The organism is Streptomyces alanosinicus (assembly GCF_014650595.1).
GTDB lineage: Bacteria > Actinomycetota > Actinomycetes > Streptomycetales > Streptomycetaceae > Streptomyces > Streptomyces alanosinicus.
In genome coordinates, this window is the sequence record NZ_BMVG01000001.1 from 1076554 (window position 1) to 1098379 (window position 21826).

At 69.6% G+C, this 21826-nt stretch carries 20 protein-coding genes; 13 read left to right on the forward strand and 7 right to left on the reverse strand.

Annotation, left to right across the window (positions count from 1 at the left end; all coding sequences use genetic code 11):
- The first annotated feature begins 59 nt into the window (after positions 1–59).
- A complete protein-coding gene (locus IE277_RS04875) occupies positions 60–848 on the forward strand; it encodes a phosphatase (RefSeq protein WP_189948758.1) in 789 nt (262 codons plus the stop codon).
- A 90-nt stretch (positions 849–938) separates the two neighbouring features.
- Here IE277_RS04875 and IE277_RS04880 read toward each other — a convergent pair whose 3' ends face one another.
- From IE277_RS04880 to IE277_RS04900, 5 genes are all read right to left on the reverse strand, one after another.
- Positions 939–1256, reverse strand: a complete 318-nt coding sequence (locus tag IE277_RS04880) for a hypothetical protein (protein WP_189949266.1) — start codon at positions 1254–1256, stop codon at positions 939–941.
- 284 nt (positions 1257–1540) lie between these two features.
- Positions 1541–2410: an acyl-CoA thioesterase II gene (tesB, locus tag IE277_RS04885; protein WP_189948759.1), complete on the reverse strand. Its 870-nt coding sequence runs from the start codon at positions 2408–2410 to the stop codon at positions 1541–1543.
- A 45-nt stretch (positions 2411–2455) separates the two neighbouring features.
- On the reverse strand, positions 2456–3613 hold the full coding sequence (locus tag IE277_RS04890; protein WP_189948760.1) for an acyl-CoA dehydrogenase family protein: 1158 nt from the start codon (positions 3611–3613) through the stop codon (positions 2456–2458).
- A gap of 117 nt (positions 3614–3730) precedes the next feature.
- On the reverse strand, positions 3731–4306 hold the full coding sequence (locus tag IE277_RS04895) for a Uma2 family endonuclease (protein ID WP_189949232.1): 576 nt from the start codon (positions 4304–4306) through the stop codon (positions 3731–3733).
- A 60-nt stretch (positions 4307–4366) separates the two neighbouring features.
- Complete coding sequence (locus IE277_RS04900) at positions 4367–4969, reverse strand: SACE_7040 family transcriptional regulator (protein ID WP_189948762.1); 603 nt, start codon at positions 4967–4969, stop codon at positions 4367–4369.
- A 110-nt stretch (positions 4970–5079) separates the two neighbouring features.
- Here IE277_RS04900 and IE277_RS04905 point away from each other — a divergent pair, with 110 nt between their 5' ends.
- The 6 genes from IE277_RS04905 to IE277_RS04930 all read left to right on the forward strand — a co-directional run bounded on the left by IE277_RS04905 (position 5080) and on the right by IE277_RS04930 (position 11705).
- A complete protein-coding gene (locus IE277_RS04905; protein WP_189948764.1) occupies positions 5080–6696 on the forward strand; it encodes a carboxyl transferase domain-containing protein in 1617 nt (538 codons plus the stop codon).
- 11 nt (positions 6697–6707) lie between these two features.
- On the forward strand, positions 6708–8630 hold the full coding sequence (locus IE277_RS04910; protein ID WP_189948766.1) for an ATP-binding protein: 1923 nt from the start codon (positions 6708–6710) through the stop codon (positions 8628–8630).
- Positions 8627–9571, forward strand: a complete 945-nt coding sequence (locus IE277_RS04915; RefSeq protein WP_189948768.1) for a hydroxymethylglutaryl-CoA lyase — start codon at positions 8627–8629, stop codon at positions 9569–9571. The genes IE277_RS04910 and IE277_RS04915 overlap by 4 nt, the downstream gene beginning before the upstream one ends.
- A 5-nt stretch (positions 9572–9576) precedes the next feature.
- Positions 9577–10737 carry an acyl-CoA dehydrogenase family protein gene (locus IE277_RS04920; protein ID WP_189948770.1) on the forward strand — a complete coding sequence of 387 codons (1161 nt, stop codon included), beginning with the start codon at positions 9577–9579 and terminating at the stop codon, positions 10735–10737.
- Positions 10738–10914: 177 nt separating this feature from the next.
- Positions 10915–11331: a hypothetical protein gene (locus IE277_RS04925; protein ID WP_189948771.1), complete on the forward strand. Its 417-nt coding sequence runs from the start codon at positions 10915–10917 to the stop codon at positions 11329–11331.
- Positions 11332–11447: 116 nt separating this feature from the next.
- The gene (locus IE277_RS04930) at positions 11448–11705 is read left to right on the forward strand and encodes a hypothetical protein (RefSeq protein WP_189948773.1); all 258 of its coding nucleotides are present in this window, start codon (positions 11448–11450) and stop codon (positions 11703–11705) included.
- 99 nt (positions 11706–11804) lie between these two features.
- Here the strand turns inward: IE277_RS04930 and IE277_RS04935 are convergent, their stop codons facing one another.
- Together IE277_RS04935 and IE277_RS04940 are read right to left on the reverse strand one after the other, a co-directional pair.
- A complete protein-coding gene (locus IE277_RS04935) occupies positions 11805–12050 on the reverse strand; it encodes a PASTA domain-containing protein (protein WP_229880790.1) in 246 nt (81 codons plus the stop codon).
- Between the two features lie 691 nt (positions 12051–12741).
- Entirely contained in the window at positions 12742–14412 is a 1671-nt protein-coding gene (locus IE277_RS04940; protein WP_189948777.1) for a bifunctional metallophosphatase/5'-nucleotidase, read from the reverse strand.
- A 261-nt stretch (positions 14413–14673) separates the two neighbouring features.
- Between IE277_RS04940 and IE277_RS04945 the strand changes: the two genes are divergently transcribed.
- The 6 genes from IE277_RS04945 (at position 14674) to IE277_RS04970 (ending at position 21792) form a co-directional block, all read left to right on the forward strand.
- A complete protein-coding gene (locus IE277_RS04945; RefSeq protein ID WP_189948779.1) occupies positions 14674–15720 on the forward strand; it encodes an ABC transporter substrate-binding protein in 1047 nt (348 codons plus the stop codon).
- A 76-nt stretch (positions 15721–15796) separates the two neighbouring features.
- The gene (locus IE277_RS04950; protein ID WP_189948780.1) at positions 15797–16651 is read left to right on the forward strand and encodes a siderophore-interacting protein; all 855 of its coding nucleotides are present in this window, start codon (positions 15797–15799) and stop codon (positions 16649–16651) included.
- A 138-nt stretch (positions 16652–16789) separates the two neighbouring features.
- Positions 16790–18232, forward strand: a complete 1443-nt coding sequence (gene desA, locus IE277_RS04955; protein WP_189948782.1) for a lysine decarboxylase DesA — start codon at positions 16790–16792, stop codon at positions 18230–18232.
- Complete coding sequence (locus IE277_RS04960; protein WP_189948784.1) at positions 18216–19499, forward strand: lysine N(6)-hydroxylase/L-ornithine N(5)-oxygenase family protein; 1284 nt, start codon at positions 18216–18218, stop codon at positions 19497–19499. Before desA ends, IE277_RS04960 begins: the two co-directional genes overlap by 17 nt.
- Positions 19496–20026 (forward strand): GNAT family N-acetyltransferase, encoded by a 531-nt coding sequence (locus tag IE277_RS04965; protein WP_189948786.1) that lies wholly within the window; start codon positions 19496–19498, stop codon positions 20024–20026. The genes IE277_RS04960 and IE277_RS04965 overlap by 4 nt, the downstream gene beginning before the upstream one ends.
- Positions 20023–21792 (forward strand): IucA/IucC family protein, encoded by a 1770-nt coding sequence (locus tag IE277_RS04970; RefSeq protein ID WP_189948788.1) that lies wholly within the window; start codon positions 20023–20025, stop codon positions 21790–21792. The genes IE277_RS04965 and IE277_RS04970 overlap by 4 nt, the downstream gene beginning before the upstream one ends.
- Positions 21793–21826 lie beyond the last annotated feature (34 nt).

Genomic DNA, 21826 nt, shown 5'->3' on the forward strand with positions numbered 1-21826 from the left:
CCGTCCCAGCGACCGGTACGCCGAGGACGCCCGCGACGCGCTGCCTCACAATGGGAGGCATGCCGATATCCGGGACACCCAGCCGCGCCCAGCTCCTCGACCATCTGGTGAGGACCCGTATCGCGGGGGACGTCGCCACACCCCGCGAGAACAACCTCTCCCACTACCGTCAGCTCGCCAACGGTGTCCGCAACTTCTGGTTCGGCCTGGAGCTGGGCGACCGCTGGACGGACGAGCAGGACGTGCTCGCGGTGATGGCCGAGCGGGTGGGGGTCAACGACGACCCCGAGTACCGCTACGGACAGGACACCATCGACCCCGAGCTGACCGTGGACGCGCTGGACCGGATGGCGGCACGGCTGCGCAAGGCGGCCGGGGGGCAGCAGCGGGTGCTGTTCGCCACCGGCCACCCGGGCGGTCTGCTGGATGTGCACCGGGCCACGGCCGCCGCGCTGCGCGCCGCCGGCTGCGAGATCATGGTCATCCCGGACGGGCTGCAGACGGACGAGGGATACGTCATGCAGTTCGCGGACGTGGCGGTACTGGAGCACGGGGCCACGCTGTGGCACACCCACTCCGGGGAGCCGATGCGGGCCATTCTGACCGGACTTGAGCGTGCGGGGCGCCCGCTGCCGGACCTGGTTGTCGCCGACCACGGCTGGGCCGGGTACGCCGGACAGCACGGCCTGGACTCGGTCGGGTACGCCGACTGCAACGACCCGGCGCTGTTCCTCGCCGAGTCCGAGGGCACCGTCGAGGTCGTCGTACCGCTCGACGACCATGTGGTCAGCCCCCGCCACTACGACCCGATGACGGCGTATCTGCTGGCGGAGGCGGGACTTTCCTGACCTGACCCGCCCATACCCCGACAGCACTGTGCGGCCCCGCAGGGGGAGCCGCACAGTGCGGGCGCTGACGACGTCAGTCCACGGCCGCGGTCAACTGCTCTTGCTGCTGCCGCTGTTCTTGCTGCTGCCGCTGTTCTTGCTGCTGCCGCTGTCCTTGCTGCTGCCGCTGCTCTTGCCGTTGTCGCCGTTGTCGCTGTTCTTGCCGTTGTCGCCACGACCGTTGTCGTCGTTGTCACCACGACCGTTGTCGTTGTCACCGCGGCCGTTGCCGTGGCCGCCGTGGCCGTGGTGGTGATGATGATGGTGGTGGTGACGGCCGTGGTGGTGACCGCATTCAGGTGCCGCCGAGGCGGTGCCCGCCGCACCGATGGCGGTTCCGCCCGCCAGCAGGAAACCTGCCGCGGACATCACGACATAACGCCTAACGCGCTGTGCTCGCATGGAGTACTACCCTTTCGTTTCCATCCCTCGCGGCTTGTCGGGGAGGCGCGGGACGGATGGCCGGCGCCGTGCTCACAGAGGGGGAAGGCACGGCGCGCTCTTCAGGTGTGGCCGCAGAGGTTGAGGACACGACGGTCGCCGCCGACGTCTGCCGTTCCGGAGCCCGGAAACTCGTCAGCCGATTACGCCGTGTGCTACGGCTTTCACTCTTAGAGATTAGTGCCCGGGGTGTCACTCGGCATCTCGGCGAGTCAGGGCCGGGGTACGCGGACCACGCCCTCCTGGATGACGGTGATGGCGAGTTGCCCGTCCTGGGTGTAGATCCGAGCCTGGCCGAGGCCGCGGCCGCCGTGCGCGGACGGCGACTCCTGGTCGTACAGCAGCCATTCGTCGGCGCGGAAGGGCCGGTGGAACCACATCGCGTGGTCCAGGGAGGCGCCCACGACATCGCCCACGGCCCAGCCGCCGCGGCCGTGCGCGAGCAGGATCGAGTCGAGCAGGGTCATGTCGGAGACATAGGTGGCGAGGACGACATGCAGCAACGGGTCGTCGGCCAGCTTGCCGTTGGTGCGGAACCAGACCTGCGAGTGCGGCTCGCGCGGCTCGCCGAACCGGCCGTACGGCGGCTCCTCCACATACCTGAGGTCGATCGCCTCGCGGGCCTCAAGGAACTTCTCCACGACCTCCGGGGCGAGGTGGTCGTAGCCGCGCAGCCGCTCCTGCGAGGTGGGCAGGGTCGCCGGGTCGGGCGAGGGCGGCATCGGCGCCTGGTGTTCGAGGCCGTCCTCGTGCGTCTGGAAGGACGCCGAGAGATGGAAGATCGGCTTGCCGTGCTGGACGGCGACCACGCGGCGGGTGGTGAAGGAGCGGCCGTCGCGGATGCGGTCCACGGTGTAGACGATCGGCGCGCCGGGGTCGCCGGGGCGCAGGAAGTACGCGTGCAGGGAGTGGGCGGGCCGGTCCGCGGGCACGGTCCGCCCGGCGGCGACCAGCGCCTGCGCCGCGACCTGCCCGCCGAAGACCCGGGGTACGACGGCGGAGCGGGACTGGCCGCGGAAGATGTTCTCCTCGATCTGCTCCAGGTCGAGCAGATCGAGGAGATCCTGAAGTGCCTGGCTCATGGCGTCAGTTGTAGCGGCCGCTGATGATGTCCGGTTACGGGGCCCTTACAGGCCCATGTCCTTGGCGATGATCGACTTCATGATCTCGCTGGTGCCGCCGTAGATGCGGTTGACGCGGTTGTCCGCGTACAGGCGGGCGATCGGGTACTCGTTCATGTAGCCGTAGCCGCCGTGCAGCTGCAGGCAGCGGTCGATGACGCGGTGGGCGACCTCGGTGCAGAACAGCTTCGCGGAGGCGGCCTCGGCGGGGGTCAGCTCGCCGGCGTCCAGGGCCTCGGTCGCGCGGTCGGCGACGGCCTCGGCGGCGTCGACCTCGGCCTGGCAGGCGGCCAGCTCGAACTTGGTGTTCTGGAAGTGGGCGACCGGCTTGCCGAAGACGGTGCGCTCCTGCACGTACTGCTTGGCGAACCGGACGGCGGCCTTGGCCTGCGCGTAGGCGCCGAAGGCGATGCCCCAGCGCTCGGAGGCGAGGTTGTGGCCGAGGTAGTAGAAGCCCTTGTTCTCCTCGCCGAGCAGGTCCTCGACGGGCACCTTGACGTCGACGAAGGCCAGCTCGGCGGTGTCGGAGGTCTTCAGGCCGAGCTTGTCGAGCTTGCGGCCGACGGAGTAACCCTCGGACTTGGTGTCCACGGCGAACAGGGAGATGCCGTGGCGGCGGTCCTCGGCGGTGGGCGCGGAGGTACGGGCGCACACGATCACGCGGTCGGCGTGGACACCGCCGGTGATGAAGGTCTTGGCGCCGTTGAGGACGTAGTGGGTGCCGTCCTCGGAGAGCTTGGCGGTGGACTTCATGCCCGCGAGGTCGGAACCGGTGCCCGGCTCCGTCATCGCGATGGCCCACATCTCCTCGCCGCTGACGAACTTCGGCAGGTAGCGCTTCTTCTGCTCGTCGGAGGCGAGCATCTTGATGTACGGCAGGGCGAGCAGGACGTGCACGCCGGAGCCGCCGAACTGGACGCCCGCGCGGGCCGTCTCCTCGTAGAGGACGGCCTCGAACTTGTGGCTGTCCATGCCCGCGCCGCCGAACTCCTCGGGGACGTTGATGCCGAAGATGCCCAGCTCACCGAGCTTGTAGTAGAAGTCGCGCGGCGCCTGGCCGGCGGCGAACCACTCGTCGTAGACCGGGACGACCTCGGCCTCGATGAAGGCGCGCAGGGTCTCCCGGAACGCCTCGTGATCCTCGTTGAACACCGTACGGCGCACGCCGCCCACCTCCAGGTACCTGTCTAAGCGCTTGCTCAGCATCGAAGATACCGGCGAGTACGGCGATGCGTCCAGGGTGAGGTGTGCCACCCGCCCGGCACGGGCGAGTGGCAACGGTCAGTTACCGGCCTTGCCGTAGCGGCGGAACGCGGAGGTGTCCACCGTCCAGGGGCCGAACGGCACCGAGTCGCCGAAGATGTACGGGTCCTTGCGGGTGTAACGCCCCTTGCAGGGATCGGAGTACACCTCGATGGTTCCCGTGCGGGGGTCGACGATCATGTAATCGGCGATGCCCATGGCCGGGTAGTCGTCGAGCTTCTCGACATAGTCGTTGTTCGGGCTGGACGGCGAGACGATCTCGACAGCCGCAAGCACCTGAGTCGCGTCAACAGCGAGACCTTCCTCATCGAGGACAGCCTCGGGGATAACGACCGCGTCGGGTAGCCGCATGCGGCCAAGCGCCGGGTGCTCGATCTCGGGGCCGCTCGCACAGATGTAGCCGGGGTGCGTGGCGAGGAGCTGCTCGTCCAGTTGCTTGCAGATACGGCGGATAGTGCCCTCATGGCGCTTCGACGGGCACATCATGGCCAGTATCGGTCCAGACGGGCCGATCTCGACGCTCCAGGCCCCTTCGAGCTGCTCAGCGTAGGTCCCGAGATCCTCGGCGATCGCGCGCATCTTCGCGTAGTCCATGCCCATGGCTCCAGAGTATTGAGACGCGGCGCTGCCAGCAGGCTCATCGGCCGCCCCGACTCAGCCCCCGGTTGCACCCGCCGCCGCGAACGCCCCCCGTGCCATCCGGTGCAGCAGCGCCGCGGTAGCTCCCCGGCCCGGCAAAGTCCCGGCCCGACCCAGGTGCGGGGTGGAGTTGAGCAGGCCGAAGACGGAGTGCACGGCCGAGCGGGCGGTCGGCTCGGTCAGCGCCGGGTACACCTCCCGCACCACCTCCACCCACAGCTCGACATACTGCCGCTGGAGCTGGCGCACCAGCTTGCGGTCGCTGTCGCGCAGGCGGTCCAGCTCGCGGTCGTGCAGGGTGATCAGGGGACGGTCGTCCAGGGCGAAGTCGATGTGGCCCTCGATGAGGGAGTCCAGGATCCGGCCCGCGGGCACCCCGTCCGCCTCCGCCAGGCGCCGCTTCGCCCCCGTCAGCAGCTGGCCGCTGATGCCGACCAGCAGCTCCGCGAGCATCGCGTCCTTGCCCGGGAAGTGCCGGTAGAGGCCGGGCCCGCTGATGCCCACCGCGGCGCCTATCTCGTCGACACCCACGCCATGGAAGCCGCGCTCGGCGAAGAGCCGGGCGGCCTCCTTCAGGATCTGCTCACGGCGGGTCGGGGCATCGGTTCTGGTGACCATGCAGGCAATTCTAGACAGCGAGGTTAGCGGTCGTTAACCTGAAGGAAATGGTTAACGCTCATTAACACCTTCGACCCACAGGTTCGATCACTGGTGAGGGGAACCGCAGGATGCAGGAGGCACCGGAGCTTCAGAGCGCGGCAGACCCCGCGTCGGAGGCCTGGCGGGCCAATGAACAGGCGCATCTCGCGCTGGCCGAGGAGCTGCGCGCCAAGCTGGCCGCGGCCGCCCTCGGCGGCGGCGAGAAGGCAAGGGCCCGGCACACCGCGCGGGGCAAGCTGCTGCCGAGGGACCGAGTGGACACACTGCTCGACCCCGGCTCGCCGTTCCTGGAGCTGGCGCCGCTCGCGGCCGACGGGATGTACGACGGCCAGGCCCCGGCCGCCGGGGTGATCGCCGGGATCGGGCGGGTCAGCGGGCGCGCGTGCGTGATCGTCGCCAATGACGCCACCGTCAAGGGCGGCACGTACTACCCGATGACCGTGAAGAAGCATCTGCGCGCGCAGGAGGTGGCTCTGGACAACCGGCTGCCGTGCGTCTACCTGGTGGACTCGGGCGGCGCCTTCCTGCCGATGCAGGACGAGGTCTTCCCCGACCGGGACCACTTCGGGCGGATCTTCTACAACCAGGCCCGGATGTCGGGGGCCGGCATCCCGCAGATCGCGGCCGTGCTCGGTTCCTGCACAGCGGGTGGCGCGTACGTCCCGGCCATGAGCGACGAGGCCGTGATCGTCCGCAATCAGGGCACGATCTTCCTGGGCGGCCCGCCCCTGGTGAAGGCCGCCACCGGCGAGGTCGTCACGGCGGAGGAGCTGGGCGGCGGCGAGGTCCACTCCCGGGTCTCCGGGGTCACCGACCACCTCGCCGAGGACGACGCGCACGCCCTGCGGATCGTGCGGAACATCGTCGCCACGCTCCCGGCCCGGCGGTCCCTCCCCTGGGAGGTCACACCGGTCGCCGAGCCCAAGGTGGACCCGTACGGGCTGTACGGCGCCGTCCCCGTGGACTCCCGTACCCCCTACGACGTACGCGAGATCATCGCGCGCGTGGCCGACGGTTCCCGCTTCGCCGAGTTCAAGAGCGAGTTCGGGCAGACCCTGGTCACCGGCTTCGCCCGGATCCACGGCCACCCGGTCGGGATCGTCGCCAACAACGGCATCCTGTTCTCCGAGTCCGCCCAGAAGGGCGCCCACTTCATCGAGCTGTGCGACCAGCGCGGCATCCCGCTGGTGTTCCTGCAGAACATCTCGGGGTTCATGGTCGGCAGGGACTACGAGGCGGGCGGTATCGCCAAGCACGGCGCCAAGATGGTGACGGCGGTGGCCTGCACGCGCGTGCCGAAGCTGACGGTGGTGGTCGGCGGGTCGTACGGCGCGGGCAACTACTCGATGTGCGGCCGGGCCTACTCCCCCCGCTTCCTGTGGATGTGGCCCAACGCCAAGATCTCCGTCATGGGCGGCGAGCAGGCCGCGAGCGTCCTCGCCACGGTCAAGCGCGACCAGCTGGAGGCCCGGGGAGAGGCCTGGCCCGCCGAGGACGAGGAGACCTTCAAGGCCCCGATCCGCGCGCAGTACGAAAGCCAGGGCAACGCCTACTACGCCACCGCCCGTCTCTGGGACGACGGCGTGATCGACCCGCTGGACACCCGTCAGGTGCTCGGTCTCGCGCTGACCGCCTGTGCCAACGCGCCGCTGGGAGACCCCCAGTTCGGCGTCTTCCGGATGTGAGGAGGGGAACCGTGTTCGACACAGTGCTGGTCGCCAACCGGGGCGAGATCGCCGTACGCGTCATCCGTACGCTCCGCTCGCTGGGCGTGCGCTCGGTGGCGGTCTTCTCCGACGCCGACGCCGACGCGCGGCATGTCCGGGAGGCCGACACGGCGGTACGGATCGGTCCGGCGCCGGCCGCCGAGAGCTATCTGTCGACGGAGCGGCTGCTTCAGGCCGCCGCCCGCACGGGTGCGCAGGCCGTCCACCCCGGGTACGGCTTCCTCGCCGAGAACGCCGCCTTCGCGCGTGCCTGCGAGGAGGCGGGGCTGGTCTTCATCGGCCCGTCGGCGGACGCGATCGCGCTCATGGGCGACAAGATCCGCGCCAAGGAGACGGTGAAGGCGGCCGGGGTGCCGGTGGTGCCCGGCGGCCGTGACCCCGAACTGGCCGACTCAGCCCGCGAGTTGGGCGCGCCCGTGCTGCTGAAGCCGTCCGCCGGTGGTGGCGGCAAGGGCATGCGCCTGGTGCGGGACCTGACCGTGCTGGAGGAGGAGATCGCGGCTGCCCGCCGTGAGGCCCGCGCCTCCTTCGGCGATGACACGCTGCTGGTGGAGCGGTGGGTCGACCGGCCCCGGCACATCGAGATCCAGGTGCTGGCCGACGGCCACGGCAACGTGGTCCACCTCGGCGAGCGCGAGTGCTCGCTCCAGCGGCGCCACCAGAAGATCATCGAGGAGGCGCCGAGCGTGCTCCTCGACGAGGCCACGCGCGCGTCGATGGGCGAGGCGGCCGTGCAGGCGGCGCGCTCGTGCGGGTACCGTGGTGCGGGTACGGTCGAGTTCATCGTCTCCGGCGGGGATCGCAACTACTACTTCATGGAGATGAACACCCGTCTCCAAGTAGAGCACCCGGTCACCGAGTTGGTGACCGGCCTCGATCTGGTGGAGTGGCAGCTGCGAGTCGCAGCCGGCGAGCGGCTGCCCTTCGCCCAGTCCGACATCACGCTCACCGGGCACGCGGTCGAGGCCCGGATCTGCGCCGAGGACCCCGCGCGCGGCTTCCTGCCCTCCGGCGGCACGGTCCTGCTGCTGGACGAGCCGCAGGGCGACGGTGTCCGCACCGACTCCGGGCTCAGCGAGGGCACCGAGGTGGGCAGCCTGTACGACCCGATGCTGTCCAAGGTGATCGCCTACGGCCCCGACCGCGAGACGGCGCTGCGCAGGCTCCGGGCGGCGCTCGCGCAGACGGTCACGCTGGGCGTGCCGACCAACGCGGGCTTCCTGCGCCGGCTCCTGGCCCACCCGGCCGTCGTCCAGGGTGACCTGGACACCGGCCTGGTCGAGCGGGTGGTGGACGACCTGGTGTCCACCGACGTCCCGGAGGAGGTCTACGAGGCGGCGGCGGCCGTACGCGCGCGTGCGCTGGAGCCGCGCACCGACGGCTGGGTCGACCCCTTCTCGGTGCCGAGCGGCTGGCGGCTCGGCGGCACCCCGAAGCCGCCCGCCTTCCACTTGCGGGTGCAGGACCCGGTGACGTACACCCCGCGCGGCACCGCGACCGTCACGCACGACACGGTCTCCGTCACCCTCGACGGCGTCCGCCACGCCTTCCGCCGGGCCGGTGACTGGATCGGCCGGGACGGCGACGCCTGGCAGGTGCGGGACCACGACCCGGTGGCCGCGTCCCTCGGCAGGTCCGCCCACGCGGGCGCCGACTCCCTGACCGCGCCCATGCCGGGCACGGTCACCGTGGTCAAGGTGGCCGTCGGCGACGAGGTGGCCGCCGGGCAGAGCCTGCTGGTGGTGGAGGCGATGAAGATGGAGCACGTCATCTCCGCCCCGCACGCCGGCACGGTCGCCGAACTGGACGTGAGCGCGGGCACGACGGTCGCCATGGACCAGGTGCTCGCCGTGATCGCACCACACGAGGAGGAAGGGGTGGTGGCGGAGTGACTGCCAACGGTCTCCCCATGGTCGTACCGGCCGCCGATCTGCCCGCGCGGGTGCGGATCCACGAGGTCGGCGCGCGTGACGGCCTGCAGAACGAGAAGCGGGCCGTACCGACCGAGATCAAGGCGGAGTTCATCCGCCGGCTCGCCGACGCGGGCCTCACGACGATCGAGGCGACGAGTTTTGTGCACCCCAAGTGGGTGCCCCAACTGGCCGACGCCGAGCAGCTGTTCCCGATGGTCAAGGATCTCGTGGGGGCCGAGCTGCCGGTGCTGGTGCCCAACCGGCGCGGACTGGACCGGGCGCTGGCGCTCGGCGCCGACCGGGTCGCCGTGTTCGCCAGCGCCACCGAGTCCTTCGCCAAGGCCAACCTCAACCGCACGGTGGACGAGTCGCTCGCCGTGTTCGCGCCGGTGGTGCGGCAGGCGAGGGACGCGGGCGCGCATGTCCGCGGCTATGTGTCCATGTGCTTCGGCGACCCGTGGGAGGGCGCGGTGCCGCTCCACCAGGTGGCCCGCGTCTGCACGGCCCTGCGGGACATGGGGTGTGACGAGCTGAGCCTCGGCGACACCATCGGGGTGGCCACCCCGGGCCACGTCCTCGAACTGCTCGCCCTGCTGAACGAGGAGGGCGTGCCGACGAACACGATCGGCGTCCACTTCCACGACACCTACGGCCAGGCGCTCGCGAACACCTACGCGGCCCTGGAGCACGGCGTGACGACCATCGACGCGTCCGCCGGCGGCCTCGGCGGCTGCCCGTACGCCAAGTCCGCCACCGGCAACCTCGCCACCGAGGACCTCGTCTGGATGCTGCACGGCCTCGGCATCGAGACCGGGGTCGACCTCGGCCGTCTGACCGCCACGAGCGTGTGGATGGCCGCCCATCTGGACCGGCCCAGCCCGTCCCGTACCGTCCGCGCTCTCTCCCACAAGGACCAGTGATCAGCATGGACCACCGTCTCAGCCCCGAGCTGGAGGAACTCCGCCGTACGGTGGAGGAGTTCGCGCACGATGTCGTGGCACCGAAGATCGGTGACTTCTACGAGCGGCACGAGTTCCCGTACGAGATCGTCCGCGAGATGGGCCGCATGGGCCTGTTCGGGCTGCCGTTCCCGGAGGAGTACGGCGGCATGGGCGGCGACTATCTGGCGCTCGGCATCGCCCTGGAGGAACTGGCCCGGGTGGACTCCTCGGTGGCGATCACCCTGGAGGCGGGCGTCTCGCTGGGCGCCATGCCCCTGCATCTCTTCGGTACCGAGGAGCAGAAGCGCGAGTGGCTCCCCCGCCTGTGCGCGGGCGAGATGCTGGGCGCGTTCGGGCTGACCGAGCCGGACGGCGGCAGCGACGCCGGGGCGACCCGGACGACGGCCCGCCTGGACCCGGAGACCGACGAATGGGTGATCAACGGCTCGAAGTGCTTCATCACCAACTCCGGCACGGACATCACGGGGCTGGTCACGGTCACCGCCGTGACCGGCCGCAAGCCGGACGGCAGGCCGCAGATCTCCGCGATCATCGTCCCGTCCGGCACCCCCGGCTTCACGGTCGCCGCGCCCTACTCGAAGGTCGGCTGGAACGCCTCCGACACCCGTGAGCTGTCGTTCGCCGACGTCCGGGTGCCCGCCGCCAACCTGGTGGGCGAGGAGGGCCGCGGCTACGCCCAGTTCCTGCGCATCCTCGACGAGGGCCGCATCGCCATCGCGGCACTCGCCACCGGTCTGGCCCAGGGCTGCGTCGACGAGTCGGTGAAGTACGCGAAGGAGCGCCACGCCTTCGGCCGCCCCATCGGCGCCAACCAGGCCATCCAGTTCAAGATCGCGGACATGGAGATGAAGGCCCACACGGCCCGCCTCGCCTGGCGCGACGCGGCCTCCCGCCTGGTCGCCGGCGAACCCTTCAAGAAGGAGGCGGCCCTGGCCAAGCTGTACTCCTCGACGGTCGCCGTCGACAACGCCCGCGACGCCACCCAGATCCACGGCGGCTACGGCTTCATGAACGAGTACCCGGTGGCCCGTATGTGGCGCGACTCCAAGATCCTGGAGATCGGCGAGGGCACGAGCGAGGTGCAGCGGATGCTGATCGCGCGGGAGTTGGGGCTGGTGAGCTAGGTGAGCCAGGGGTACGGGGGCGCCGTCGTACGAGTCGGTCCGGCGGCGCCGTCCGGCCCCCCGTCTGCCCCCGTCTGGCGCCGTTCGGCGAATCAGGTGGTTCTCCCGGGGAAGGGCATTGCGTGACGGGCGTGCGGGACGTTGATCAGCACGTCCGTCGTCTGCCTGGAGGTAACCGTGAAAGCCGCGAAGTATGCGACCGGATTGACGCTGGGACTGGCGGTGACCGCCGCGCTGGTCACCACAGCCGCTTCCGCCGCACCACACTCCGGTCTGGACGACCCTCACGTCCTTACCGACTCCGACAACGGCCAGAGCGTGGCTCGATCGGTCGGTGACGACACCATGATCCGTCTGAAGGCCTCGCGCGAGGGGGGCTTGACGTATACGTGGAGCATGCCGAGCTCCGGCGATGCCCACGTCCTGAGCCGGACTATCGGCGGCACAACACCGGCCGGTGACGCGTACGCGGTCCTGCACGCGGAAAGCCCCGGTACCAGCACCATCTCCGCCGTGCGGCAGTGCCGGGCTGACCCCGGGCACAAGTGCCCCCGTGCCATCGCGCCGTGGAAGGCGACCATCAAGGTGAGCTGAGGAGCTGAGACGCCGCGCGGCGTCGGTCCTCAAGTTGTGCCGGTGGCCTTGAACGCCGACGCCGCGCATCGCTCACTGCCGCTCCCCTCACTCCTGTCCTGAGCGCCGGTCAGCGGATGGAGCGGATCATCACACCTCAGCCGTTCGCGACCGCCACTCGCCCCCTGAACCGCCCCACGGTGCCGCCGGACACGCACTGCTCGGTGATCGCCTCAGCATTCAGCCCCGAACAGGTGCGCATGCCGGCCGACAGCGGCAACCCAGTGTTCGAGCCGATGGCCGACATGGACCTACGCCACCTGCCGACCGAGCACTGGCCGATGTTGTCCCGACCGATCGAACTGGCATCACTGCTGGACAAGATCGCCCGTTGAGCAGGGCTACCCTCCCCAAGACCCCACCCCGAGGCTCCTAGCAGCCGCGCGATTCACGCCAGGATCACCAGGCCGTCCGCACGACCCGTCGGACTCCGCCTAGAGCAGGTGGCCGTGGTGACGCTCGCGCCACGTCGACTTCCCAACGCCGAGGACGACCACCTGCTTCGCTCCGAGCCGCGCACCCGTCTTCACCGACTGGGTGTTCACGTCCCAGTTCGATGCCACCAGCACCACCACATGGTGCCCGTCGTCCGCCCTCAGCTTGATCCGGCTCTCGGCCACCCCGAGGTTCTCCAGCTGATCCTCAGCCTCTTCAGCGTTCTCCCCGACCAGGTCGGGCATCGTCACCGGGCCCGTCGCAACCGGCGCCCCCGCCGCCGGTTTGCCTTTCCCAGAAGCGTTGCACCCAGCTAGCGCCGACACCACAACGAGCACGAGCGCCGCGCTCCATCTGACCTGGACAACGACCGACAGGTGATCGGCTGCCGCCTGTGGGCCGCTGACGGCTCCTGAGCCCACGTAGAAGGTGCAAGCGTGCGGCAGTCAGGGCCCCGACGACTCTGGGATGAAGTAGAGGCGGCTTGTCACTGGTGGGAGGAGCAGGAACGGCCCGGCCGGGACCGGTTCGGACTGACCGTGGACCGTGACGGACAGCGACTATGGCTCAACTCTGCGGACCAACTCGTGCCGGTCGTCGGCTGAGCCGCCCGCCCGTCCGTCGTTCCCCCGTGGCAGATGGGTGGGGCTCTACTGACAGAGTGCACCTCTTCGCGGCCGCACATCTCACCTGCGGCCCTCGGCAACTCATGCCGTGGAATGCGGACTTCAAGCTCATGTGGTGGTCGATGGATGACGCCCTCAAGGCCGTCCGCGAAGGCCGCTTCCTCCCGCAGGTCGGTGCCCGTCGCGCGGCGGCCGGCCGTGGTCCTCCCGCCACCGTCTGTCCCCAGGGGTTCAGCGCGAACGAAGTGTTCTCGGGTGCGGAAACGCGACATCCCCGCCCGGACGGAGGCGAGGGATGTCGGTGTGTCCGTCAGGCACCCGGTCGGGCGGCGTCCTCGATGCGGCCGTCCGTGGCCGGTGTGAGTGTCTTCCGGGCGGTGATGTAGTCCAGCAGGTCCGCCGCCATCAGGTTGCGGCTGGTGCCCTGGCCGTCGGCCAGCATCGTGTACCCGTCACCGCCGGCGTTGGTGAAGTCGTTGGTGGCCGCCGTGTACGTGGTGGCGTCGTTCGCCACCGGCGTGCCGTCGTCGAGGGTCACCGACTGGACGCGGGACCCGGCCGGCTTGGCGGAGTCGTAGGTGAACCGCAGTCCTGAAACCTGCAGGAAGCCGCCGAAGCTGCCGGGTGCCTTGCTGACGCTGTGTTCCAGCACCGCCCACAGCTGCGCGCCCGTGAGCGTCCGTGTGAGCGACTGGTTGCCGAACGGCAGCACCGAGTACGCGTCACCCGTCACCAGGTCATACGGCGGACCGGCGGCATAGCCCGAGGAAGGACGCCTGAGCGAGGTGTCGGCCGGCAGATACCCCGAGGGGAGCGCCGCACGGATTCCGCCGCCGTTGGTGAAGGCGACCTGCGTCTTGTAGGTGGCCCGCAGCGCGTCGGCGGTCAGGTCACCCAGCGCCGTCTCCCGGCCCCGCACGTCGCTCTCCTCGTTCCCGAACAGCCCCGTCGCCGTTCCCACCGTGCTGTCGTAACGCTTCGCCATCTCGTCGCGGTAGGGCTTCAGCATCGCCACCACCTCGGGATCCGGCTGTACCGCGTTGCTGACCGGTACGACGAACTCGGAGGCGGCGTTCACGACCCGGCCGCCGCGACGGCGGTCGTAGGTCAGCGTGGTGCGCGCATAGGTGGCGCCCTTGCTCCGGTTCTCAAGCACCAGGGCGCCGTTGATCTGACCCTGGTACCGCACATCGGTGTGGTCGCCCAGGACCAGATCGAAGCCGTGGACCTTCTGCGCGAAGTCCGTCAGCGGTCCGGTCTGGTTGCCCGAGGGGTCGGTGCCTTCGATACCGAGGTGGCCGAGGGCGATGAACACCCTGGCGCCGTGCCGGGCCGCCTCCGTACGCGCGCGCATGGCCGCGGCCGCCGGGTCGGCGACCGTCATCGTGCCGAGGTTTCCCGGCGCCACCAGGGTCGGGGCCTCGGGATTGGTCACGCCGATGATCGCGACCCGCACGCCGTCGACGTTCTTGATGGTGTAGGGGCTGACGTCGCTCAGGTTGTCGTCCAGGTGCGTCAGGTTCGACGACACGTACGGGAACTGCGCGGCGTCGATCTGGTCCTGCAGGTGCTCCAGGCCCTTGTCGAAGTTGTGGTTGCCGAACGTGTCGGCGTCGAAGCCCGCGTGGTTCATGAACCGGATCGTGGGCGTGTCGTCGAAGAAGCCGGAGATGGGCGCACTCGCGCCGACGGCATCACCGGCAGTCAGCAGCAGCGTGTCGGGGTTTTTCTCGCGGTCGGCCTTCCAGTACGAACTCAGCGCCGCCGCACCGCCCACGTCACCGACGCCACGTACGTTGAGCGGGTCGAGCTGGCCGTGGAAATCGGAGACGTTGAGCACCTGGATGTCGACGACATCGCTGCGGTGCGGGTTCCCGGGGTAGCCGTCATGCGGCGACCAGGCCGATGCGGGCAGAGCGCCGGAAACGGCCGCTGTCGCCGTGACCAGTGCGACCAACCCGAAACGGGATGGGGATCTCATGGTTCTCCTGCGAAGGTATGTCGCGCCGCCGACACCGTAGCCGGGCATGGTGAACGGCAGGGGGACATTCACAGCCGCCGCCATGTACAAGACGGCTACGCGCCCCGTCGGGTGACGTCGAAGCAGGTCGCGCTCTCCTGCGAGCGGCAGGGCGCCAGGCGCGCGGGTTCGCCCCAACCCTGGACATCAGGTGAGGTTAGGCTAACCTACCTTCGAACCTGTCCGGCGGGCGCTCCGCCCCGTTCGAAAGCAGTCATACCCATGTCCCAAGCCCGTGCCACCCACCTCACTCGCCGCGGCCTCCTCGTCGCGGGCGGCGCCGTCGGACTCGGTGGCGCGCTCGCCGCCTGCGGGGACGGCAAGGGCAAAGACAGTGACGCGGGCAGCGGGACGAAGGCCGGGAAGTCCGGCCCCTGGTCCTTCAAGGACGACCGCGGCACGAGCGTGAAGCTCGACAAGGTCCCGGCGGACATCGTCGCCTTCACCGGCGTCGGCGCGGCCCTCTACGACTACGGCGTCCAGGTCAAGGGCGTCTTCGGGCCGACGAGGACCAAGGACGGCAAGCCCGATGTCCAGGCCGGTGACATGGACATCAGCAAGGTGACGGTCCTCGGCAACACCTGGGGCCAGTTCAACATCGAGAAGTACGCCTCCCTCGCCCCCGAGGTGCTGATCACCACGATGTTCGACGGCGCCGGGACGCTCTGGTACGTCCCCGAGGAGTCGAAGAAGAAGATCGCGCAGCTCGCGCCCAGCGTCGCCGTCTCCGTCTACGACCGTCAGCTCACCGCGCCGCTGCAGCGCATGTGGGACCTCGCCGGGTCGCTCGGCGGCGACATGAAGGCCGCCAAGGTGACGGACGCGAAGAAGCGCTTCGAGGCCGCGGCCGCCCGGCTGCGCGCCGCCGCCAAGGCCAAGCCGGACATCAAGGTCATGGCCGGCAGCGCGAGCGACCCGCTCTTCTACGTCTCCGGCACCAACCTCTCCGTCGACCTGGAGTACTTCAAGGCCCTCGGCGTGAACTTCGTGGAGCCGCCGGAGAGCGCGAAGAAGCAGGGCGGCGGCTGGTACGAGTCGCTGAGCTGGGAGAACGTCGACAAGTACCGCGCCGACATCATCATGATGGACGACCGGTCCTCGGCGATCCAGCCCGCCGACATCACCAAGCCGACCTGGAAGAAGCTGCCCGCGGTGAAGGCCGGGCAGGTCATCTCCCGCTCCCCCGAGCCGATCCTGTCGTACGACAAGTGCGTGCCGCTGCTGACGACTCTGGCCGAGGCCCTGGAGAAGGCCAAGAAGGTCGGCTGAGGTCAGGGAAAACCTTCAAGACAGCGCGGACAGCGCGGAAAAGCCCTGAATCCCACCCCCCTTTCAGGAGCCACACATGACGACGGCCGTAGCCGCCCCGTTCCGGTTCTTCTCCCTGCAGGTCGTACGGACGAGGCGGCTGGGGCCGTCTCTGCTCCGGGTCACCTTCGACGGTGCCGATCTGCGGGCCTTCCACTCCGACGGGTGTGACCAGTCCCTGTCGCTGTTCCTGCCGCACCCGGGCCAGCCCGAGCCCGTCGTGCCCCTGGATCTGGGGGACGGGTGGTGGCAGGCGTGGCGGGAACTGCCGGACGACATACGGGCGGTGATGCGCTCGTACACGCTGCGCGCCCTGCGCCGGGACGCCCTCGGCCACACCAGCGAGATCGACATCGACTTCGCGCTGCACGGCGTCGAGCCCGGCGCACCCACCCCCGCCGGCCCGGCCTCCCGCTGGGCCTCCCGGGCCACCGCCGGCGACCGTGTCCTGCTGCTCGGGCCCGCCGTCGCCGACAACCGCGCGATCCGCTTCCGCCCGCCCGAGGACACCGGTCTCGTCGTGCTGTGGGGCGACGAGACGGCCGTACCGGCCGCGACCGCGATCCTGGAGTCCCTGCCGTCCGGCACCCGCGTCCACGCCTGGCTGGAGGTGCCGCACGCCGGTGACATCCAGGACGTGCGCACGGACGCGGACGCGGAGATCACCTGGCTCGTACGGCACGACGGCGCCCCCATGGCCGTCGACGCCGTACGGGCCGCCCGACCGCCCCTCGGCGAGCGGCCGTACGTATGGCTCGCGGGCGAGTCGGGACAGATGAAGGCGCTGCGCCGGCACTTCGTCGGTGAGCGCGGGGTCGACCGGCGACGGGTGACGTTCGTCGGCTACTGGCGCCAGGGCCTGACGGAGGAACAGCTGCGGGCCGCGGAGTAGCTCCGGAGCGACCCCCTCGGCGTGACACCGGTCACGGGTGCCGCACACCTTGATCCAGAAAAGTTAGGTTAGGCTAACCTAAGTAGAACGGAATCCGTTCGCACCCCCGCACGGACCGTCCCCTCGGAGGACCCCCACATGCGCTCGCACCTGCTCAATGGCCTCACCGCGGAGCACTACCGCAGCTCCGTGACCGAAGGAGTCGAGCGGGTGGCGGCCAAACTCGCCACCACCGACCGTCCGTTCACCGGCGTCACGGTCGACGCCCTCACCCCCCGCGTCGACGCCATCGACCTGGACCGCCCGCTCAGCGACACCGCCGCCGTCCTGGACGAGCTGGAGGACCTCTACCTGAAGGACGCGGTCTACTTCCACCACCCCCGCTACCTCGCCCACCTCAACTGCCCGGTCGTCATCCCGGCGGTGCTCGGGGAGGCCGTGCTCACCGCCGTCAACTCCTCCCTCGACACCTGGGACCAGTCGGCCGGCGGCACCCTCATCGAGCGCAAGCTCATCGACTGGACGACCCGGCGGATCGGCCTCGGGCCCGCCGCCGACGGCGTGTTCACCTCAGGCGGCACCCAGTCCAACCTCCAGGCGCTGCTTCTGGCGAGGGAGGAGGCCAAGACCGACTCCGTCGCCGACCTGCGCATCTTCACCTCCGAGGTCAGCCACTTCAGCGTGCAGAAGTCCGCGAAACTGCTCGGCCTCGGCCCGGACAGCGTCGTCTGTCTCCCCGTCGACCACGACAAGCGGATGCAGACCGTGGCCCTCGCCCATGAGCTGGAGCGCTGCCGGCGCGACGGGCTGGTCCCGATGGCGGTGGTCGCCACCGCCGGCACCACCGACTTCGGCTCCATCGACCCGCTGCCGGAGATCGCCGAACTGTGCGCGCAGTACGGGGTGTGGATGCACGTCGACGCGGCCTACGGCTGCGGGCTGCTCGCCTCGCTGAAGCACCGGGACCGGATCGCCGGCATCGAACGCGCCGACTCGGTCACGGTCGACTACCACAAGTCCTTCTTCCAGCCGGTGAGTTCGTCCGCGGTGCTGGTCCGGGACGCGGCCACGCTGCGCCACGCCACCTACCACGCGGAGTACCTCAACCCGCGCCGCATGGTGCAGGAACGTATCCCCAACCAGGTGGACAAGTCCCTGCAGACCACCCGCCGCTTCGACGCCCTCAAGCTCTGGATGACCCTGCGGGTGATGGGCGCCGACGGCGTCGGCGCGCTCTTCGACGAGGTCTGCGACCTCGCGGCCGAGGGCTGGAAACTGCTCGCCGCCGACCCCCGCTTCGACGTCGTCGTCGAACCCGCCCTGTCCACCCTCGTCTTCCGCTACATCCCGGCGACCGTCACCGACCCGGCCGCGATCGACCGCGCCAACCTCTACGCCCGCAAGGCCCTGTTCGCCTCCGGCGACGCCGTGGTCGCGGGCACCAAGGTCGGCGGCCGCCACTACCTGAAGTTCACCCTGCTCAACCCCGAGACCACGCCGGCCGACATCGCCGCCGTCCTCGATCTGATCGCCGGCCACGCCGAGCAGTACCTGGGAGAGTCCCTTGACCGCGCTTCCTGAAGCCAGCCGCACCTATGACTTCGTGGGGATCGGGCTCGGCCCCTTCAACCTCGGCCTCGCCTGCCTCACCGAACCCATCGACGGCCTCGACGGTGTCTTCCTCGACGCCAAGCCGGACTTCGAGTGGCACGCCGGGATGTTCCTGGACGGCGCCCACCTCCAGACCCCGTTCATGTCGGACCTGGTCACCCTCGCCGACCCGACCTCGCCGTACTCCTTCCTCAACTATCTGAAGGAGAAGGGCAGGCTGTACTCGTTCTACATCCGCGAGAACTTCTATCCGCTGCGGGTCGAGTACGACGACTACTGCCGCTGGGCGGCCGGCCGGCTCAGCAGCGTCCGCTTCGGCCGGACCGTCACCGAGGTGACGTACGAGGACGAGCTGTACGTGGTCCGCGCCCACACCGGTGAGGTCTTCCGCGGCCGGCGCCTGGTCCTCGGCACCGGCACGGTCCCCTTCGTCCCGCAGGCCTGCCAGGACCTCGGCGGCGACTTCCTGCACAACTCCCAGTACATGCACCGCAAGGCGGAGCTGCAGGCGAAGAAGTCCATCACGATCGTCGGCAGCGGCCAGAGCGCCGCCGAGATCTACTACGAGCTCCTCGCCGAGATGGACTCCCACGGCTACCAGCTCAACTGGGTCACCCGCTCCCCGCGGTTCTTCCCGCTGGAGTACACCAAGCTGACCCTGGAGATGACGTCCCCGGACTACATCGACTACTTCCGCGCACTGCCCGAGGAGACCCGCTACCGGCTGGAGAAGCAGCAGAAGGGCCTGTTCAAGGGCATCAACTCGGATCTGATCGACTCGATCTTCGACCTGCTCTACCAGAAGAACGTCACCAGCGGCGACCGTCCCGTGCCCACCCGGCTGCTCACCAACTCCAGCCTGACGAGCGCCCGTCACGACGAGGGCGGCTACACCCTCGGCTTCCACCAGGACGAGCAGGACAAGGACTTCGAGATCGGCACCGAGGGCCTGCTGCTGGCCACCGGCTACCACTACGAGCCCCCGGCCTTCCTCACCCCGCTCCGCGACCGGCTGCTCTTCGACGGCCACGGCCGCTTCGACGTCGCCCGCAACTACGCCGTCGACGTCACCGGCCGCGGTGTCTTCCTGCAGAACGCCGGCGTCCACACCCACAGCGTCACCAGCCCCGACCTGGGCATGGGCGCGTACCGCAACGCGTACATCGTCCGCGAGCTGCTCGGCACCGAGTACTACCCGGTCGAGAAGACCATCGCTTTCCAGGAGTTCGCCGTATGACCTTCACCTTCCGTCCCGTCGATCCCCTGCAGGACGCCGAGCTCCTGCACTCCTGGGTCACCCATCCCAAGGCCGCCTTCTGGATGATGCAGGATGCGAAACTGGAGGACGTCGAGCGCGCGTACATGGAGATCGCGGCGGACGCGCACCACCACGCGCTGCTCGGGCTGCGGGACGGCGAACCGGTCTTCCTCATGGAGCAGTACGACCCCGCGCAGCGGGAGCTGACCGGCCTGTACGAGGCACAGTCCGGCGACATCGGCATGCACTTCCTCACCCCGGCGACCGACACGCCCGTGCACGGGTTCACCCGGTCCGTCATCACCGCCGTCATGGCCCGCCTCTTCGAGGACCCGGCGGTGCGGCGCGTCGTCGTCGAACCGGACGTGGCCAACAAGGCCGTACACGCCCTGAACGAGGCCGTCGGGTTCGTGCCCGAGCGGGAGATCCAGAAGCCGGAGAAGACGGCCCTGCTGAGCTTCTGCACGCGCGAGCGGTACGCCGCCGCGACGGGGGTGGCCGTATGAGCCTCGCCGACGCCGTGGCCCATCTGTCCCCCGAGCGCTGGGCGAGCGCCAACCGGCTCCTCCTACGCAAGGCGCTCGCCGAGTTCGCCCATGAGCGCCTCATCACCCCCGAGCGGGAGGGCGAGCGGTATGTCGTCCGCAGCGACGACGGCCTCACCGCGTACCGGTTCTCCGCCGTCCGGCGCGCCCTCGACCACTGGCAGATCGACGCCGACTCGCTCACCCGGCACCGCGAGGGCGGCGAACTGCCCCTGGCGGCACTGGACTTCTTCATCGAGCTGAAGACGTCCCTGGGCCTGAGCGACGAGATCCTGCCGGTCTATCTGGAGGAGATCTCCTCCACCCTGTCCGGCACCTGCTACAAGCTCACCAAGCCCCGCGTCACCTCGGCGGAGCTTGCGGGCAGCGGTTTCCAGGCGATCGAGACCGGGATGACCGAGGGGCACCCCTGCTTCGTCGGGAACAACGGGCGACTCGGGTTCGGCGTCCACGAGTATCTGTCGTACGCCCCGGAGACCGCGAGCCCCGTACGGCTGGTGTGGCTGGCCGCGCACCGCTCGCGGGCCGCGTTCACGGCGGGCGTCGGGATCGAGTACGAGGACTTCCTGCGGGGAGAGCTGGGCGAGCGGGCGCTGAGCCGCTTCCGTGCCACGCTCACCGGGCAGGGGCTCGACCCCGCCGACTACCTGTTCCTGCCGGTCCACCCCTGGCAGTGGTGGAACAAGCTGTCCGTCACCTTCGCCGCCGAGGTCGCCCGTCGGCATCTGGTCTGCCTCGGCGAGGGCGACGACGAGTATCTGGCCCAGCAGTCGATCCGGACCTTCTTCAATTCCAGCGCCCCGCACAAGCACTATGTGAAGACGGCTTTGTCCGTGCTCAACATGGGCTTCATGCGCGGACTCTCGGCCGCCTACATGGAGGCCACCCCGGCGATCAACGACTGGCTGGCCCAGCTGATCGAGAACGACCCCGTGCTGAAGTCGACGGGCCTGACGATCATCCGGGAACGGGCGGCCGTCGGCTACCGGCACCTGGAGTACGAGCAGGCCACCGACCGCTACTCGCCGTACCGCAAGATGCTGGCCGCGCTGTGGCGGGAGAGCCCGGTGCCCTCGCTGCGTACGGGCGAGTCCCTCGCGACCATGGCGTCCCTGCTGCACGTCGACCACGCCGGCGCCTCCTTCGCGGGCGCGCTGATCGAGCGCTCCGGGCTCACTCCCACCGAGTGGCTGCGCCGCTATCTGCGGGCGTACTACACACCGCTCCTGCACAGCTTCTACGCCTATGACCTGGCATTCATGCCGCACGGCGAGAACGTGATCCTGGCCCTGGAGGACGGGGTCGTACAGCGCGCGGTCTACAAGGACATCGCCGAGGAGATCGTGGTGATGGACCCCGACGCGGTGCTGCCGCCGGAGGTACGGCGGATCGCGGTCGAGGTCCCCGAGGACAAGAAGCTGCTGTCGATCTTCACGGATGTCTTCGACTGCTTCTTCCGCTTCCTCGCCGCCCTCCTCGCCGGCGAGGAGATCCTGGACGAGGACGGCTTCTGGCGCACGGTCGCGGAGGTCACCCGCGAGTACCAGGAGGCGAACCCCGAACTCGGTGACAAGTTCCGGCAGTACGACATGTTCGCCCCCGAGTTCGCGCTGTCCTGCCTCAACCGGCTCCAGCTGCGCGACAACCGGCAGATGGTCGACCTGGCGGATCCCTCGGGCGCCCTCCAGCTGGTCGGAACCCTGAAGAATCCCATCGCGGGGTTCTGATCCGGGCCGGTGGGCTCCCCCGAGTACGGTCCTT